This window comes from Bradyrhizobium sp. LB8.2, assembly GCF_040548035.1.
GTDB lineage: Bacteria > Pseudomonadota > Alphaproteobacteria > Rhizobiales > Xanthobacteraceae > Bradyrhizobium.
Window position 1 is genome coordinate 36,219 of record NZ_JBEPQV010000039.1, and the last position, 15,948, is coordinate 52,166.

The 15,948-nt window shown below is 64.1% G+C and carries 12 protein-coding genes and 2 pseudogenes; 11 read left to right on the plus strand and 3 right to left on the minus strand.

Translation table 11 applies throughout. The features are described 5' to 3' along the window. Window positions 1-37: 37 nt before the first annotated feature. From ABIB06_RS33770 to ABIB06_RS33815, 10 genes are all read left to right on the plus strand, one after another. On the plus strand, window positions 38-487 hold the full coding sequence (locus ABIB06_RS33770) for a (2Fe-2S)-binding protein (RefSeq protein WP_247441256.1): 450 nt from the start codon (window positions 38-40) through the stop codon (window positions 485-487). An 11-nt stretch (window positions 488-498) separates the two neighbouring features. Next, window positions 499-2,685: a xanthine dehydrogenase family protein molybdopterin-binding subunit gene (locus ABIB06_RS33775; protein ID WP_354052346.1), complete on the plus strand. Its 2,187-nt coding sequence runs from the start codon at window positions 499-501 to the stop codon at window positions 2,683-2,685. A gap of 54 nt (window positions 2,686-2,739) precedes the next feature. Then, window positions 2,740-4,011, plus strand: coding sequence for an FCSD flavin-binding domain-containing protein (locus tag ABIB06_RS33780; RefSeq protein WP_354052348.1), 1,272 nt, complete (start codon window positions 2,740-2,742; stop codon window positions 4,009-4,011). Beyond that, window positions 4,004-4,456, plus strand: a complete 453-nt coding sequence (soxX, locus tag ABIB06_RS33785) for a sulfur oxidation c-type cytochrome SoxX (protein ID WP_247441225.1) — start codon at window positions 4,004-4,006, stop codon at window positions 4,454-4,456. Before ABIB06_RS33780 ends, soxX begins: the two co-directional genes overlap by 8 nt. A 4-nt stretch (window positions 4,457-4,460) precedes the next feature. Next, window positions 4,461-4,928, plus strand: coding sequence for a SoxY-related AACIE arm protein (locus ABIB06_RS33790; protein WP_247441223.1), 468 nt, complete (start codon window positions 4,461-4,463; stop codon window positions 4,926-4,928). Next, window positions 4,928-5,245: a thiosulfate oxidation carrier complex protein SoxZ gene (soxZ, locus tag ABIB06_RS33795; protein WP_247441222.1), complete on the plus strand. Its 318-nt coding sequence runs from the start codon at window positions 4,928-4,930 to the stop codon at window positions 5,243-5,245. Before ABIB06_RS33790 ends, soxZ begins: the two co-directional genes overlap by 1 nt. After that, window positions 5,242-6,024, plus strand: coding sequence for a sulfur oxidation c-type cytochrome SoxA (gene soxA / locus ABIB06_RS33800; RefSeq protein ID WP_354052350.1), 783 nt, complete (start codon window positions 5,242-5,244; stop codon window positions 6,022-6,024). Before soxZ ends, soxA begins: the two co-directional genes overlap by 4 nt. Before the next feature lie 78 nt (window positions 6,025-6,102). Next, complete coding sequence (locus tag ABIB06_RS33805) at window positions 6,103-7,425, plus strand: ABC transporter substrate-binding protein (protein ID WP_354052352.1); 1,323 nt, start codon at window positions 6,103-6,105, stop codon at window positions 7,423-7,425. Then, on the plus strand, window positions 7,422-8,360 hold the full coding sequence (locus ABIB06_RS33810) for a carbohydrate ABC transporter permease (protein WP_247348229.1): 939 nt from the start codon (window positions 7,422-7,424) through the stop codon (window positions 8,358-8,360). The genes ABIB06_RS33805 and ABIB06_RS33810 overlap by 4 nt, the downstream gene beginning before the upstream one ends. Then, window positions 8,357-9,181, plus strand: coding sequence for a carbohydrate ABC transporter permease (locus ABIB06_RS33815; protein WP_247348226.1), 825 nt, complete (start codon window positions 8,357-8,359; stop codon window positions 9,179-9,181). The genes ABIB06_RS33810 and ABIB06_RS33815 overlap by 4 nt, the downstream gene beginning before the upstream one ends. Here ABIB06_RS33815 and ABIB06_RS33820 read toward each other — a convergent pair whose 3' ends face one another. The 3 genes and pseudogenes from ABIB06_RS33820 to ABIB06_RS33830 form a co-directional block, all read right to left on the minus strand. Further along, entirely contained in the window at window positions 9,182-10,834 is a 1,653-nt protein-coding gene (locus tag ABIB06_RS33820; RefSeq protein WP_354052353.1) for a regulator, read from the minus strand. Between the two features lie 10 nt (window positions 10,835-10,844). Next, window positions 10,845-11,549, minus strand: a complete 705-nt coding sequence (locus ABIB06_RS33825; RefSeq protein WP_354052355.1) for a cysteine hydrolase family protein — start codon at window positions 11,547-11,549, stop codon at window positions 10,845-10,847. Between the two features lie 205 nt (window positions 11,550-11,754). Next, window positions 11,755-12,204: pseudogene (locus ABIB06_RS33830) on the minus strand (hypothetical protein); the annotation flags it as partial. Window positions 12,205-12,356: 152 nt separating this feature from the next. Between ABIB06_RS33830 and ABIB06_RS33835 the strand changes: the two are divergent. Beyond that, window positions 12,357-15,845, plus strand: a pseudogene (locus ABIB06_RS33835) (indolepyruvate ferredoxin oxidoreductase family protein); the annotation flags it as partial. Window positions 15,846-15,948: the final 103 nt, after the last annotated feature.

Genomic DNA, 15,948 nt, shown 5'->3' on the forward strand with positions numbered 1-15,948 from the left:
AGTCCTATCGGTGGATTGGACCAATCAGGGGACTGCGATGGCAAACCTTACAATCAACGAAAAAGCCTTCACGCTCGACGTCGAGCCGGATACGCCGCTGCTGTGGGCAATCCGCGAGAATGCCGGCCTGACCGGCACAAAATATGGCTGCGGCATTGCACAATGCGGCGCCTGCACCGTTCACATCGACGGCGTCGCCACCCGCTCCTGCGGGGTTTCGGTCAGCGAGGCCGTGGGCAAGAAGATCACGACCATCGAAGGGCTCGCCTCCGGCAAGTCGCTGCACAAGGTGCAGGAAGCCTGGATCGCCCAGGACGTGCCGCAATGCGGCTATTGCCAGAGCGGCATGATCATGGCGGTGGCGGCGCTCCTGAGCGAGAAGCCGAAGCCGACCGACGCCGATATCGACGAGGCCATCACCAATATCTGCCGCTGCGGCACCTTCCAGCAGGTGCGCGAAGCGATCCACACGATCGCAAGCGCGTAAGGAGCCGCCACATGAATAAGCATGTTTCACCGCGGCTCAACCGCCGCGCCTTCGTCATCGGCACCGCCGCGGTCGGCGCAGGTCTCGCAATCGGCCTCGATATCCCCTTCGGCGGCCCCGCCGTGGTCCGCGCCGCCGACGGCTCCCCCGAGATCGGCGCCTGGGTCGTGGTCCGGCCCGACGACACCGTCGTCATCCGCATCGCCCGCTCCGAGATGGGCCAGGGCTCGCTCACCGGCCTCGCCCAGCTCGTCGCCGAGGAGCTCGAATGCGACTGGTCGAAAGTCTCGACCGAATATCCGACGCCCGGCCAAAGCGTCGCCCGCAAGCGCGTCTGGGGCGATTTCTCGACCGGCGGCAGCCGCGGCATCCGCTCTTCGCAAGACTACGTCCGCAAGGGCGGCGCCACCGCGCGCGTGATGCTGATCCAGGCCGCCGCCGAGACGTGGAAAGTGCCGGCATCCGAATGCACGGCCGCCAACAGCGTCATCACCCATACGCCCTCGGGCAAGACCACGACCTACGGCAAGGTCGCCGAGGCCGCGGCCAAGCTGACGCCACCGGCCGACGTCAAGCTGAAGGACCCCAAGGACTGGAAGCTGATCGGCAAGGGCGTGAAGCGGCTCGACACCGCCGAGAAGACCACCGGCACCATGATCTACGGCATCGACGTCAAGCTGCCGGGCATGCTGAACGCCGCGATCAAGGACTGCCCGGTGTTCGGCGGCAAGGTGAAGAGCTTTGACGAAGCCAAGATCGCCGGGATGAAGGGCGTCAAGAAGATCGTCAAGGTCGGCGATACCGCGGTCGCGGTCGTTGCCGACACCTGGTGGCACGCCAAGACCGCGCTGGAGGCGCTGCCGATCGTCTGGGACGAGGGCGACAACGCCAAGGTCTCGAGCGAATCGATTGCAAAGTGGCTGGCCGAGGGCCTCGACAACGCGCAGCCGGCCTATGTCGGCAACAAGAACGGCGACGCGAAGGCCGCGATTGCAACTGCCGCCAAGAAGGTCGAGGCCGTCTACAGCTATCCCTACCAGAACCACGCCACCATGGAGCCGATGAACGCCACGGCGCTCTACACGGCGGACAAATGCGAGGTCTGGTGTGGCACACAGAACGGAGAAGCTGTCTTCGCGGCGGTGCTGGAAGCCTCCGGCCTGCCGGCGGAGAAGTGCGACGTGTACAAGGTGATGCCCGGCGGCGGTTTCGGCCGGCGCGGCCAGACCGACTATGTTCGCCAGGCCGTCATCATCGCCAAGGAGATGCCGGGCACGCCGATCAAGCTGTTGTGGTCTCGCGAAGAGGACATGGCGCACGGCAAGTATCACCCGATCACCCAGTGCAAGATGACCGGCGCGTTCGATGCCGACAACAATCTGGTCGCGCTGCACTACCGTCTGTCCGGGCAGTCGATCCTGTTCTCGCTGCGTCCCGAAGCGCTGCAGAACGGCATGGATCCGGCCGCATTCCAGGGCGTCGCCCAGACCGGCGAAGCCGCGTTCGGCTACTCCGTGCCGAACCTGCTGGTCGAGCACGCGATGCGCAACCCGCACGTTCCGCCCGGCTTCTGGCGTGGCGTCAACGTCAATCACAACGCGATCTACATGGAATGCTTCATGGACGAGCTGGCCCAGGCCGCAGGCCAGGACCCGCTCGAATTCCGCCGCAAGCTGATGGGCAATCACCCCAAGCATCTCGCGGTGCTCAATGCCGTGGCCGAGAAGATCGGCTGGAGCACGCCGGCGCCGCAGGGCGTCTATCGCGGCATCGCGCAGGTGATGGGCTATGGCAGCTATGTCGCCGGCGCTGCCGAAATCTCGGTGACCGACGGCAACAAGATCAAGGTGCTTCGTATCGTCGCCTCCACCGATCCCGGCTACGTCGTCAATCCGGCACAGGTGGAGCGGCAGATCGCGGGCTCCTTCGTCTATGGCCTTAGCGCGTTGTTCTACGGCGGCTGCACCGTCAAGGACGGCAAGATCGAGCAAACCAACTTCGACACCTACAATTCGATGCGCATCAATGAGATGCCGAAGGTCGAATCGGTGATGGTGCCGAGCGGCGGGTTCTGGGGCGGAGTCGGCGAGCCGACCATCGGCGTCGCGGCGCCGGCGGTGCTCAATGCGTACTTCGCGGCGACGGGCAAACGCATCCGCTCGGTACCGCTGCGCGACCAGAACATCACCTTCGCTTGAGACGACAGCTGCGGCGGCCACCATGGCCGCCGCAGCGTTTTTCGGATGAGGCCCATGAAAGCGCCGATGACACGGCGGGATGCCGCCCTCGGCATCACCGTCGCGGCAACATCGCTCGCCGTACCTTCCATCCTGCGCGCGCAATCGACGGGCCGCGTCGTCGTGGTCGGCGGCGGCTTTGGCGGCGCCGCGTGCGCCCGCGCGCTGAAGCGCGCGCAGGCAAACTTGCAAGTCATCCTGATCGAACCCAATGCGGTCTTCACCTCCTGCCCCTTCAGCAACGCGGTGATTGCCGGCCTGCGCGACATCGAAGCTCAGCAGTTTGGCTATGACAGGCTCGGCGCCGAGGGCGTCACCGTGATCGGCCAGGCCGTGACCACGATCGAGCCGCAGCTGCGCAGCGTCATCACGGCCGATGGCGTTGCGCTGCCCTATGATCGTCTCGTACTCTCCCCCGGCATCGACTTCCATTTCGAAGCGTTGCCCGGCTACGACGACGCGGCATCAGAAAAAATGCCGCACGCCTGGAAGGCAGGCGCGCAGACGCTGCTGCTGCGCCGGCAGTTGAAGGCAATGCCGGACGGCGGCACTGTCGCCATTGCGATCCCCGCCAATCCCTCGCGCTGTCCCCCGGCGCCTTACGAGCGCGCCAGCCTGATCGCGCATTATTTGAAGACGAAGAAGCCGCGCTCGAAGGTTCTGATCCTCGATGCCAAGGACAATTTCTCGCAGCAGCGGCTGTTCGAGAAGGCGTGGAAGGAGCTGTACGGCGACATGATCGAACGCATCGGGCTGTCGCAAGGCGGCCGCGTGACCTCAGTCGATCCCGCGACCGGGACCATCGTCACCGAGTTCGGCAACTACACGCCTGATGTCGCCAATGTCATTCCGCCGCAGCGCGCCGGGCGTATTGCCGAGATCGCGGGCGCTACGGATGCAACCGGCTGGTGCCCGATCAATCCTGTTACCTTTGAGTCAAAACTCGTCCGGAACATCCACGTCATTGGCGATGCCTGCCTCGGCGGCGGCATTCCCAAATCGGCGTCCGCTGCAGGTGCACAGGGCAAGGCCTGTGCTGCCGCCATCGTGAATCTCCTCGCCGGTCGGGCGCCGGAAACGCCGCGATTGACAGGCATCTGCTACAACATTGTCGCGCCCGGTTACGGCTTTTCACTCGCCGGCAATTACCAGCCCAAGGGCGATATCTTCGCCGAGGTCGAGGGCGGCGCGACCAGCCCGGTCGATGCTCCGCGCGAGTTGCGCGCCCGGGAAGCGACTGAAGCCGAGCGCTGGTTTCAAACCATCACGGCAGACACCTTTGGCTAGATCATCGATCCATATCGCAGCGCTGATCGCCGCCAGTTTCGCCTTCGCCTGCCATGCAGGGGCAGAGGAACTCCTGCCCTACAACATCGCCGGCGACGGCATTGCGGAATCGCTCACCGGCGCGCCCGGTGATGCCGCGCGCGGCCGCGCGCTTGTGCTCGCGCGCACCACCACCTGCATCCTCTGCCATTCCGGCCCCTTCCCCGAAACGCGGTTCCAGGGCGACCTCGCGCCTGATCTCACAGGTGCGGGGAACCGCTGGACCACGAGCCAGTTGCGGCTTCGACTGGTCGATGCGGCGCGTTTCAACCCGGAGACCATCATGCCGTCCTACTATCGCAACGACCATCTCATGCGCGTCGGGCGCAATTTCGCCGGCAGGCCGATATTGTCGGCCACGGAGATCGAGGACATCGTGGCCTTTCTTGCAGCGCTTCGGGACTAGGTTCATGCAAACCACGCGACGACATTTCCTGAGTATCGCCGGAGGCGTCGCGGCCGCCGGGACGATCCCGATCGTCACCCAGCGGCCGCTGCAAGCGACGCCCGCGATGCTCACCACCGCGATCCGCAACGTCGTCGGCGAAGCACCTGTGCGCACCGGCAGGGTGAAGCTCGACATTCCGCCGCTGGTCGAGAACGGCAACACGGTGCCGATGACCGTGAGCGTCGCAAGCCCGATGACGGCGGACGACTACGTCAAGAGCATCCACGTCTTCAATGAGAAGAACCCGCAGCCGAATATCGGCAATTTCTATCTCGGCCCCTCCTCCGGCCGCGCCCAAATCTCGACCCGGATCCGGCTCGCCGACACCCAGAAGGTGGTGGCGATCGCGCGTCTTTCCGACGACTCGTTCTGGCAGGTCACGACCGAAATCGTCGTGACGCTGGCCGCCTGCACCGAGGAGATGAACTGATGGCCGCGCTGATCAACGTTCCGGCAAAAGCCCGGCGCGGCGATGTCGTCGAGATCCGCACTTTGACCTCGCACATCATGGAAACCGGCTTCCGGCACACCGCGGACGGCGCGCCGGTGCCGCGCGACATCATCACGAGTTTTACGTGCCGCTACAACGGCGCCGAGATTTTTCGTGCTGACCTGTTTCCGGCGATCGCGGCCAACCCTTATCTGTCGTTCTTCACGGTCGCCAAGGAGAGCGGCAAGTTCGAGTTCGAGTGGACCGGCGACAACGGCTATTCGTCGAGCGCATCGGCGTCGATCACCGTCGAATGAATTTTTGGTGCGCGATAGCGACGGCGGCGGCGCTCCTCGCCACCACCCCTGCCCTGCTCGCCGGCGAGATTCCGCCGGACGCGCGCCGCTCCGGCTATTCGTTCATGGGGCCTGACACACGTGCGATGCAGGATGACGACACGTCAAATCCCGGCATGCTGTTCGTGCTCGACGGTGAGGCGTTGTGGACGAAGAAGACCGGCAGCGCCGACAAAGCCTGTGCGGATTGCCACGGCGATGCGCGCAGCAGCATGAAGGGCGTCGCGGCGCGCTATCCGGCCTTCGACAAGGCGCTGACGCGCCCCGTCACGCTCGACCAGCGCATTAATCTTTGCCGCAGCAATCATCAGCAGGCAACGCCGCTGCCGTACGAGAGCCGCGACCTGCTGGCCCTGTCCGCCTTCGTCGCGCACCAATCGCGGGGCGCGGCGATCACGGCTGGCGACGATCCGCAGCTGAAGCCGTTTGTCGAACAGGGCCGCGACCTTTTCATGCAGCGTGAGGGCCAGCTCAACCTTGCCTGCACCAATTGCCACGACGACAACTACAACAAGCGTCTTGCCAGCGCGCCGATCACGCAAGGACAGCCGACCGGCTATCCGCTTTATCGCCTGGAATGGCAGACGCTGGGCTCGCTGGAGCGGCGGCTGCGCAGCTGCATGACCGGCGTTCGCGCCCAGGCCTATGATTACGGTTCGCCCGAGCTCGTTGCGCTCGAACTCTATCTGATGTCGCGGGCGCGCGGCCTGAGTGTGGAAACGCCGGCCGTGCGGCCCTGAATTCCGCAGATTAGGACTAGGCAGACGCAGAACGGCCGCTAGTATCCGCCCAAATTGAGTCACAGGGAGGGACCTAAAGTGGTCAACCACAAAATCTCGCGTCGTACGCTTTTAACGGGCACTGCCGCCGCTGGCGCGCTCAGCCTGACGGGATTGCCGGCGCGCGCCGAGGTGAACTGGAAGAAATACGCCGGGACCAAGCTTGAGGTGATCCTCGCCAAGGGGCCCCGCGGCGACAATCTGCAAAAATACGTCAAGGAGTTCACCGAGCTCACCGGCATTCAGGTCGAATCCGAGCAGATTCCCGAGCAGCAGCAGCGCCAGAAGGTGGTGATCGAGCTGACCTCGGGACGGCCGAGCTTCGACGTCGTCCATCTCAGCTATCACGTGCAGAAGCGGCAGTTCGAGAGGGGCGGCTGGCTCGCCGACATGACGCCCTTCATGAAGGATCCGACGCTGACCGCCCCTGATCTCGTGGAGAGCGATTTCTCGGCCGCGGGCCTGCAATACGCCAAGAACGACAAGGGCCAGATGCTGTCGCTGCCGTGGTCGGTCGATTATTTCATCCTCTACTATAACAAGGAGCTGTTCGAGAAGAAGGGCGTCGCCGTGCCCAAGACACTCGACGAGATGGCCGCGGCGGCCGAGAAGCTCACCGATGCCAAGGAAGGCATCTACGGTTTTGTCGGGCGCGGCTTGCGCAACGCCAACATGGCGATGTGGAGCAACTTCTTCCTCGATTATGGCGGGGAATTCCTCGACGCCAAGGGCAACATCCTGACCGACGGTCCGGAAGCGATTGCCGCGACCAAGCTGTATCAGACACTCCTGACGAAATCGGCGCCTCCAGGCGTCGCCGGCTTCAACTGGATGGAGTCGATGGCCTCGTTCACGCAAGGCCGGTCCGCGATGTGGATCGACGGCGTCGGCTGGGCGCCGCCGCTGGAAGATCCGGCCGCTTCGCGCGTTGTCGGCAAGGTCGGCTACACCGTCGTACCCGCCGGCCCCAAGGGACAATATTCCTCGACCTATGGCGACGGCATCGGCATTGCCGCGGCGAGCAAGAACAAGGAAGCCGCCTATCTGCTCTGCCAATGGGTGGTCTCGAAGACCCAGGGCGCGCGGCTGCTGCAGACCGGTGGCGGCGTGCCGTTCCGCAACTCGATCCTCGGCGATCCCGACGTCCAGAAGGGCGTGAAGACCAAGGAGTGGCTGCAATCGGTGATCGATTCCGGCAAGATCAGCAAGCTGGGCCTGCCCGTCGTGATCCCGGTCGCCGAATTCCGCGACATCGTCGGCGCCGCGGTCACCGCGACCCTGTCCGGCGCCGATCCTGCCGCCGAGCTGAAGAAGGCCAACGATCAGTACCGGCCGATCCTGGAGCGTAGCGAGAAGACGTGAGTGCGTTGACACAATCGACTCCGGGCGCGGCAAAGTCTGATGCCGCGCCGGAGAAGGAGTTGCGACCGCCGTCCTACTGGCCGTTCGTGGTGCCGGCGCTGGTCGTCGTGCTCGCGATCATCATCTTCCCGTGGGTCTTCACGATCTGGATGAGCCTGAACGAGTGGAAGGTCGGCTCGGCGACCACCTTCGCTGGATTCTCCAATTATCTGCGGCTGACGAGCGATCCCCGCTTCATCGAGGCCATCGGGCATACGCTGTTCTACACCGCACTGTCCGTGCTGCTGCCGCTCGTGCTCGGCACGTTTGCGGCCGTGGTGTTTCACCAGAAATTCCCCGGCCGCGGCTTCCTGCGCGGCGTCTTTATCATGCCGATGATGGCGACGCCGGTGGCGATCGCGCTGGTCTGGACCATGATGTTCCACCCGCAGCTCGGCGTGCTGAACTATTTGCTGTCACTGGTCGGGATCCCTGCGCAGCTCTGGGTGTTCCATCCCGCGACCGTCATTCCTTCGCTGGTGCTGGTCGAGACCTGGCAATGGACGCCGCTGGTCATGCTGATCGTGCTCGGCGGCCTCGCCGCGATCCCGACCGAGCCTTATGAAAGTGCACAGATCGACGGCGCCAATATCTGGCAGGTCTTCCGCTTCATCACCCTGCCGCTGATCATGCCGTTCCTGTTCATCGCCGGCATGATCCGCATGATCGACGCCGTGAAAAGTTTCGACATCATCTTCGCAATCACGCAGGGCGGACCGGGATCGGCGTCGGAGACCATCAACATCTATCTCTACAGCGTGGCCTTCTCCTATTACGACCTCGGCTACGGCTCGGCGATCGCGGTGGTGTTCTTCCTGCTGATCGTCGCGCTTGCGGCCGTGATGCTCTATGCCCGACAGCGCATGCTGTGGACAGAAATCTCGAGCGACGCATGACACCCCGTCAGATCATCGGCAAAATCGGCCTGTGGCTTTCGGTGTTCGTCATCGTATCGCCGGCAATCCTGTTCTTTCTCTGGATGCTGTCGCTGTCGCTCAAATTCGAGATCGACAACGCCGCCTACCCGCCGGTGTTCTTCCCCGAGCATATCGCCTGGAAGAACTACGCGGACGTGCTCGCCTCGAACCGCTTCCTGACCTATTTCATCAACAGCCTGATCGTGACAGGCGGCGCGACGTTGCTTGCGCTGATCGTCGGTGTCCCCGCCGGCTACGGCATCGCACGCATGGCCGCGCACAAATCCGCGATCGTGATCCTGATCGCCCGGATCACGCCCGGCCTGTCCTATTTGATCCCGCTGTTCCTGCTGTTCCAGTGGCTGGGACTGCTCGGCACGCTGGTGCCGCAGATCATCATCCACCTCGTGGTCACGGTGCCGATCGTGATCTGGATCATGATCGGCTATTTCGAGACGACGCCGATGGAGCTGGAAGAAGCAGCCCTCATCGACGGCGCCACACGCTGGCAGGTCTTCCGCCACGTCGCGCTGCCGATCGCCAAGCCCGGCATCGCCGTTGCCTTCATTCTGGCCGTGATCTTCTCCTGGAACAATTTTGTGTTCGGCATCGTGCTGGCGGGACGTGAGACACGCACCCTGCCGGTCGCTGTCTACAACATGATCTCGTTCGACCAGCTGAGCTGGGGCCCGCTGGCCGCCGCCGCGCTGATCGTGACGTTCCCGGTACTGCTGCTGACGGTGTTTGCCCAGCGACAGATCGTCGCCGGGCTCACCGCGGGGGCCGTCAAGGGCGGATAGCTACTCCGCCGGCGCGGCCGTCATCTCCGCATGCGGCATGTAGTTCTCGCTGCTGCGCCGGCTGAGAGCGTACAGCCCGGCTGCCATCACGGCGTAGGCGAAAGCGACGGACGGCGTGACGCCGAACCCACCGCCGATGCCCACGGCCTCGCCGTGCATGAAGCCGAAATAGGTGAGCACGGCGCCAACCAGGGCGAACGCCGAGGCCTTCTCGAAATCACGCTCGATGATGAAGACGCCGATGGCACCCAGGATCAGGCCGCCGAGGATGGAGCCGCCCCCCATCACGTCCAACCCGTGATAGAATACGCCCTGCTGCGGAAGTGCTGCGATCGCGGCAGCCTTGACCGCGTCGGCCTTGTCGGCGGCCATTCCGCCGACGATCGCAGCCGCATTCATGGTCGAGCCCAGCATAGTGTCGATCTGGAGCTTGGCCCACGCCGCAAGGTGCGGCGTCAGCGCCAGAACGATCGCGGGTGCGTGCTTGACCGGCGTGGTCTGGAACGCCTGTGCGCCGATCAGCATGCCGATGTAGAGCAGGATCGGCGAGATCGCGACGACAGGCACGAGCGCGAGCAGCACCGGGATGATGCCGAACCACGCCAGCACCACCACCATGATGCCGGTCGCAGCCGAATAGCCGATGCGGCCGCCCATCGCCTTCCAGCCGGGATGGCCGATATAGACCGCGTTGATGAAGGGATTGCCCATCAGGCAGCCGATCAGGCTGACGACGCCGTCGGCGGTCAGAACGCGTGTGGTCGGATATTCGTCGCCGGCCGCTTCCGCGCTCTCGACGTTGTCCATGGCCTCGACGAGGTCGTAGATGCCGAACGGAATGGCGGTGACCAGGATGACCCCGAGGAATTCGAAGCCGGAAAAGACGTAGCCCACCGCGGGAATCGGCACCGAGAAGCCGAAACTGGCAAAGGCGTCGCCGACGCCCTTGACGCTCAAGCCGCCGAGATTGAGCCCGAACAGGTTCGAGCCCCACGCGATGACCATGCCGACCGCAATCGCGATCAGGCCCGCCGGGATGCTCTTTGGATATTTCACGCCGCCGAACCAGCTCACCAGGATGATGGCGAAGCAGACCAGGCCGATCTGCGGCGTCATGTACATTTCCAGCGCTGGCCGCATCGAGATGAAGGTGACGGAGACGCCGGCAAGCGTGCCGAGCAGCGCCGCGCGCGGCGTGATCTTTCGGATGAACGGCGCGATGAAGCCGCCAATCATCAGGATGAAGCTCTGGAAGAACACCCAGACCAGGCCGGCCGACCATCCCTTCAGCGGATCGCCGGTCTTGATCGTGATCGGCAGCATGATCACGAAAGTGACGATGAACATGTGCGGCACGCTGACGCCTGACGGCAGCGCACAGACGTCGTTGCGGCCGGTCTTCTGCGCGAGACGATAGGCGAGGTATGCATAGTAGAAGGTCGAGAGACACATCATCAGCCCGAGCGCGGGCAGGATGCGGCCGAACACCAGACTATCAGGCATCTTCAATACGAACCGCAACAGGCCCGTGAGCACCAGCATGTTGACGAGGATGTTGGTGCCGAAGCCGAAAAATGCGTTCCAGTCGCCCGGTGTCCATAGTGCCGGCTTGAACTCGGAGGTGCCGGCCGTCCCCGTCGTGCTTGTGCTCATGGTGATGCCCCTAAGCCGAAATATTTGAAGTCTTCATCGCCTCCAGTACCGCGGCTGAGCTTGCGACCCAGCCGAAGATGCCGCCCTGGGCCTTGATCATCTTGAGGCCCATCTCGTGAAATTCAGGGAAGTAGGATGCGCAGCCGTCCGAGATGACGACGCAGCGATAGCCGCGGTCATTGGCCTCGCGCACGGTGGTGTTGACGCACACTTCGGTGGTGACGCCGCACACCAGCAGATTTTCGATGCCGTATTTCTCCAGCACGTCGGTGAGCTCGGTGGCGTAGAATGCGCCCTTGCCGGGCTTATCGATCACGATCTCGCTGTCGAGCGGATAGAGCTCCGGGATGATGTCGTGGCCGGCCTCACCGCGAATGAGAATGCGGCCCATCGGGCCGGGGTCACCGATGCGCAAGGATGGCGCGCCGCGCTCGACTTTCGCCGGCGGCGCGTCGGAGAGATCGGGCAGATGGCCTTCGCGCGTGTGGATCACCAGCATGCCGGTGTCGCGCGCGGCCTTCAGCACCGCACCGATCGGCTTCACCGCGCGCGCGAGCTGGCTGACGTCGTTGCCGAGCGTCTCGCCGAAGCCGCCGGGCTCCATGAAATCGCGCTGCATGTCGATGATCACGAGCGCGGTAGCCGACCAGTCGAGCTCGATCGGCCCGGGTTCGGCGCTGATGACGCCCAGTGTCGGCTTGCTTGAGTTCAACATGACGCCCCGCCCCTCGCGAGAACTCTGTGTGCCAGGAGTTCTGCAAGCGCCGTGCCATTGTGTACAATGACGGTCGGGAAGACGAAGCGCGCAAATTCGTTGCGCTATCAGCGCGTTATCGAGAGTGCTCGCGGCTGCTTATTCGCTGTGCGACGGCTTTGCGACGGGCATTTGCCTAGAGGATGAGCGACAACGAAGCTCGTTTTCAGCGGGCAGTCTCTCCGTACCGCCGCCGATATTCTTGCTCATACGGCGCGTAGGAATCCTTCAGCGTCGCCATGTTCAGCAGCATGGTCGCGACCGCCGAATTCGTCTTGTCGAACACGCGCGTCTTGACCCACGCACTCTCGGTGCGGCGGCTGCCGGAGAGCGCGACCACCTCGCGCTCGACTTCGTACTCCTCGACGAAGAGCGGGCCCTTCACCAGCCTGATCTCCTGATCGGCGAACAGGCCGACGGCTGGTCCCTTCGCCGGCAACGGATCGTTCTTCGAGCGGTACTGGAACAGCACGCTCAGCATCTCCATCGGGATGATCGCCATGCCCCAAGGATTCGAAGAAGCATTGTCGGCACCTGAGTAATACGGCGAGTTCTCGGTGATGACGGCGATCTTTTGCTGCAGCGAGAACGGATAGAGGTCGCCCATGGTGTTCTCCACTGGAAGCCATGACTAGCAGGAGCGCCACGGATGCGGCCAGCGATATTGACTTCGCTGGCCCATGCCTTTGACTGTCACAATTCGCGTCGCGCAGCCGCAATCCCTCCCGCAGCGCAAACCCCAAGTCGAATAAAGTCGAACCAGAGACAAGGACTTCTGAAATGACGCTGATGCAGGTCGAGCTGGAAGACAAATACCGGCTCGAATCGAAGCGGATATTCCTGTCCGGCACGCAGGCGCTGGTCCGGTTGCCCATGTTGCAGCGCGAACGCGATCGGCTTCAGGGCCTCAACACCGGCGGCTTCATCTCGGGCTATCGTGGTTCCCCGCTCGGCATGTACGACCACGCGCTGTGGCGTGCCAAGTCGCACCTCCAGCAGCACGACATCGCCTTCGTCCCCGGCCTCAACGAGGACCTCGCGGCGACCGCCGTCTGGGGCAGCCAGCAGGTCGGCCTGTTTCCCGGCGCCAAGGTCGATGGCGTGTTCGGCATCTGGTACGGCAAGGGACCCGGCGTCGACCGCTCGGTCGATGCGCTCAAGCACGCCAATGCGGCCGGAACCTCGCTCAATGGCGGCGTGCTTGCGCTTGCCGGCGACGACCATGGCTGCCAGTCCTCGACGCTGGCACATCAGAGCGAGCAGGTGTTCGCGGCGGCGCTGATCCCCGTGATCAATCCGGCGACGCTGCAGGATTATCTCGATCTCGGCCTCTATGGTTTTGCGCTGTCGCGCTTCTCCGGCTGCTGGGTCGGCTTCAAGGCGATCAGCGAGACCGTGGAGAGCTCGGCCTCGATCTATAGCGATCCCGAACGCATCCAGATCAAGCTCCCCGACGATTTCGAGATGCCGCCCGGCGGCCTCAACATCCGCTGGCCCGATCCGCCGCTGGACGCGGAGAGGCGCCTGTTCGGCCCCAAGATGGCGGCGGTGCAGGCTTTCGCCCGCGCCAACCAGCTCGACCGCATCGTGCTCGACTCCAAGCCAGCACGTCTCGGCATCGTCGCGACCGGCAAGGCCTATCTCGATCTGCGGCAGGCCCTCGCCGATTTGGGCATTACCGACAAGGACGCGCAGGACCTCGGCCTGCGCATCTACAAGGTCGCGATGACCTGGCCGCTGGAGGAAAGCGGCGCCAAGCGTTTTGCCGAAGGGCTTCAAGACGTCCTGGTGATCGAGGAGAAACGCGGCTTCATCGAAGACCAGCTGATGCGCATCCTCTACAATATCGATGCGTCCCGCCGCCCGACCGTCACGGGCAAACGCGACGAGCGCGGCGCACCGCTGCTGCCGAGCGAGGGCGAACTGACGCCGACCTTGGTCGCGGCCGCGCTGGTGGCGCGGTTGCGCAAGCTCGGCCATCACAGCCCGGTGCTGGAGCAGCGGCTCGCGCGGCTCGAGGCCTTCGACAACCCCGTCACCACCAGCACGCAGATCAAGCTCGCGCGCACGCCGTTCTTCTGCTCGGGTTGCCCGCATAACACCTCGACGCGCGTGCCCGAAGGAAGCCGCGCTATGGCCGGCATCGGCTGTCACGGCATGGCTTTGAGCATGCCGACGCGCCGCACCGATCTGATCTCGCATATGGGCGCCGAAGGCGTGAATTGGATTGGACAAGCGCCCTTCACCACCGAGCAGCACATCTTCCAGAACCTCGGCGACGGCACCTATACCCATTCCGGGCTTCTCGCCCTTCGCGCGGCATCGGCCGCCGGCATCAGCATCACCTACAAGATCCTCTACAACGACGCCGTCGCGATGACCGGCGGCCAGCCGGCCGAGGGCGGCTTCAACGTCGCGCAGATCGCGCACCAGGTCTGGGCCGAAGGCGTCAAGCGGCTCGCGGTCGTCTCGGACGATCCCACCAAATACCCTGAAGGCAACTACTTCCCGCAGGGCGCGACCATTCATCACCGCCGCGAGCTCGATGCCGTTCAACGCGAGCTGCGCGACATCAAGGGCCTCACGGTCATCATCTACGACCAGACCTGCGCGGCGGAAAAGCGCCGCCGCCGCAAGCGTGGACTCTATCCCGATCCCGCCAAGCGCGCCTTCATCAACGAGCTGGTCTGCGAAGGTTGCGGCGATTGCTCGCAGGCTTCCAACTGCGTCTCGGTGCAGCCGCTCGAGACCGAATTCGGCCGCAAGCGCCAGATCGATCAGTCGAACTGCAACAAGGACTTTTCCTGCGTCGAAGGTTTTTGCCCGAGTTTTGTCACCGTGCATGGCGGCAGCCTGAAGCGCATGAAGACCTCGGCAGTAGACTCAGGCCAGTTGTTCGCCGACCTTCCGCTGCCGCCTGCGCGCGAGCTGGAGGCGCCCTACAACATCCTCGTCACCGGCATCGGCGGCACCGGCGTCATCACCATCGGCGCGCTGCTCGGCATGGCCGCCCATGTCGACGGCCGCGGCTGCTCGGCGCTGGATTTCACCGGCCTGTCGCAGAAGAACGGCGCGGTGATGAGCCATGTACGCATCGCCGCGAAGCCGGAAGACATCTCCGCGGTCCGGATCACCACGGGCGGCGCGGACGTCATCCTCGGCTGCGACATGATCGTCTCGGCCGGTCCCTCCGCGCTCAGCCGTGCCGAGCGCGGCGTGACCAAGGCCTATGTCAACGCCGACCTGCAGCCCACCGCGAGCTTCGTGCAAAACCCCGATCTCGATTTCGAGATGGGCACGATGCAGACCGTGCTGCGCGACGCCGTCGGCGACAAGAACCTCGACATCATCGATGCCACCGGCATTGCCTCGGCGCTGATGGGCGATTCGATTGCGACAAATCCCTTCATGCTCGGCTTCGCCTTCCAGAAGGGCGCCATCCCGCTGTCGCTGGAAGCGCTGCTCCGCGCCATCGAGATCAACGGCGCCGCCATCGAGATGAACAAGCTTGCCTTCACCTGGGGACGCCTCGCCGCCCACGACATGTCGCGGGTGCGCAGCGTGCTCCAGTTCAGGAGCCGGGCGTCCGCGCCGGCGAAGTCGCTCGACGACATCATCGCGACCCGCGCGGAGTTTCTGAGTGGCTACCAGGACAAGGCCTACGCCGACCGCTACCTCGCGGCCGTCGCCAAGGTGCGCAAGGCGGAAGCAGCTGCCTCGCCCGCGTCCGTGGAGCTGACCGAGGCTGTCGCCAAGAATCTATTCAAGCTCATGTCCTACAAGGACGAGTACGAGGTCGCACGCCTCTATACCGACGGCAGCTTCTCCAAGAAGGTCTCGGAGAAATTCGACGGCGACTTCAAGCTGAAGTTCTATCTGGCCCCGCCGATCTTCGCACAGCGCGACAAGACCACCGGACATCTCCAGAAGAAGGAATTCGGCGGCTGGATGATCCACGCCTTCCGCGTTCTGGCCAAGCTGAAATTCCTGCGCGGCGGCGCGTTCGATCCGTTCAGCCGCACCGAGGAGCGCCGGACCGAGCGGAAGCTGGTCGCGGATTATCTCGGCATGATCGATCAGCGGATCGCCGGGCTGAAGGCGGAGCAGATCCCGCTGCTGGCAAAGCTTGCGCGACTGCCGGAGACGATCCGCGGCTTCGGCCACGTCAAGGAGGCCAACATCAAGCTTGCCGCGGCCGAGAAGGCGCGGCTGGAAGCGGAGCTGGAGAACAGCCGCTTTGCGGTGGCTGCGGAGTAGCGGTTAGGCCCGAACTCTCTCCTGGTCATTGCGAGGAGCCCTTGCGACGAAGCAATCCAGAGTCTTTCCCCGGAGACAGTCTGGATTGCTTCGCGGAGCCCGT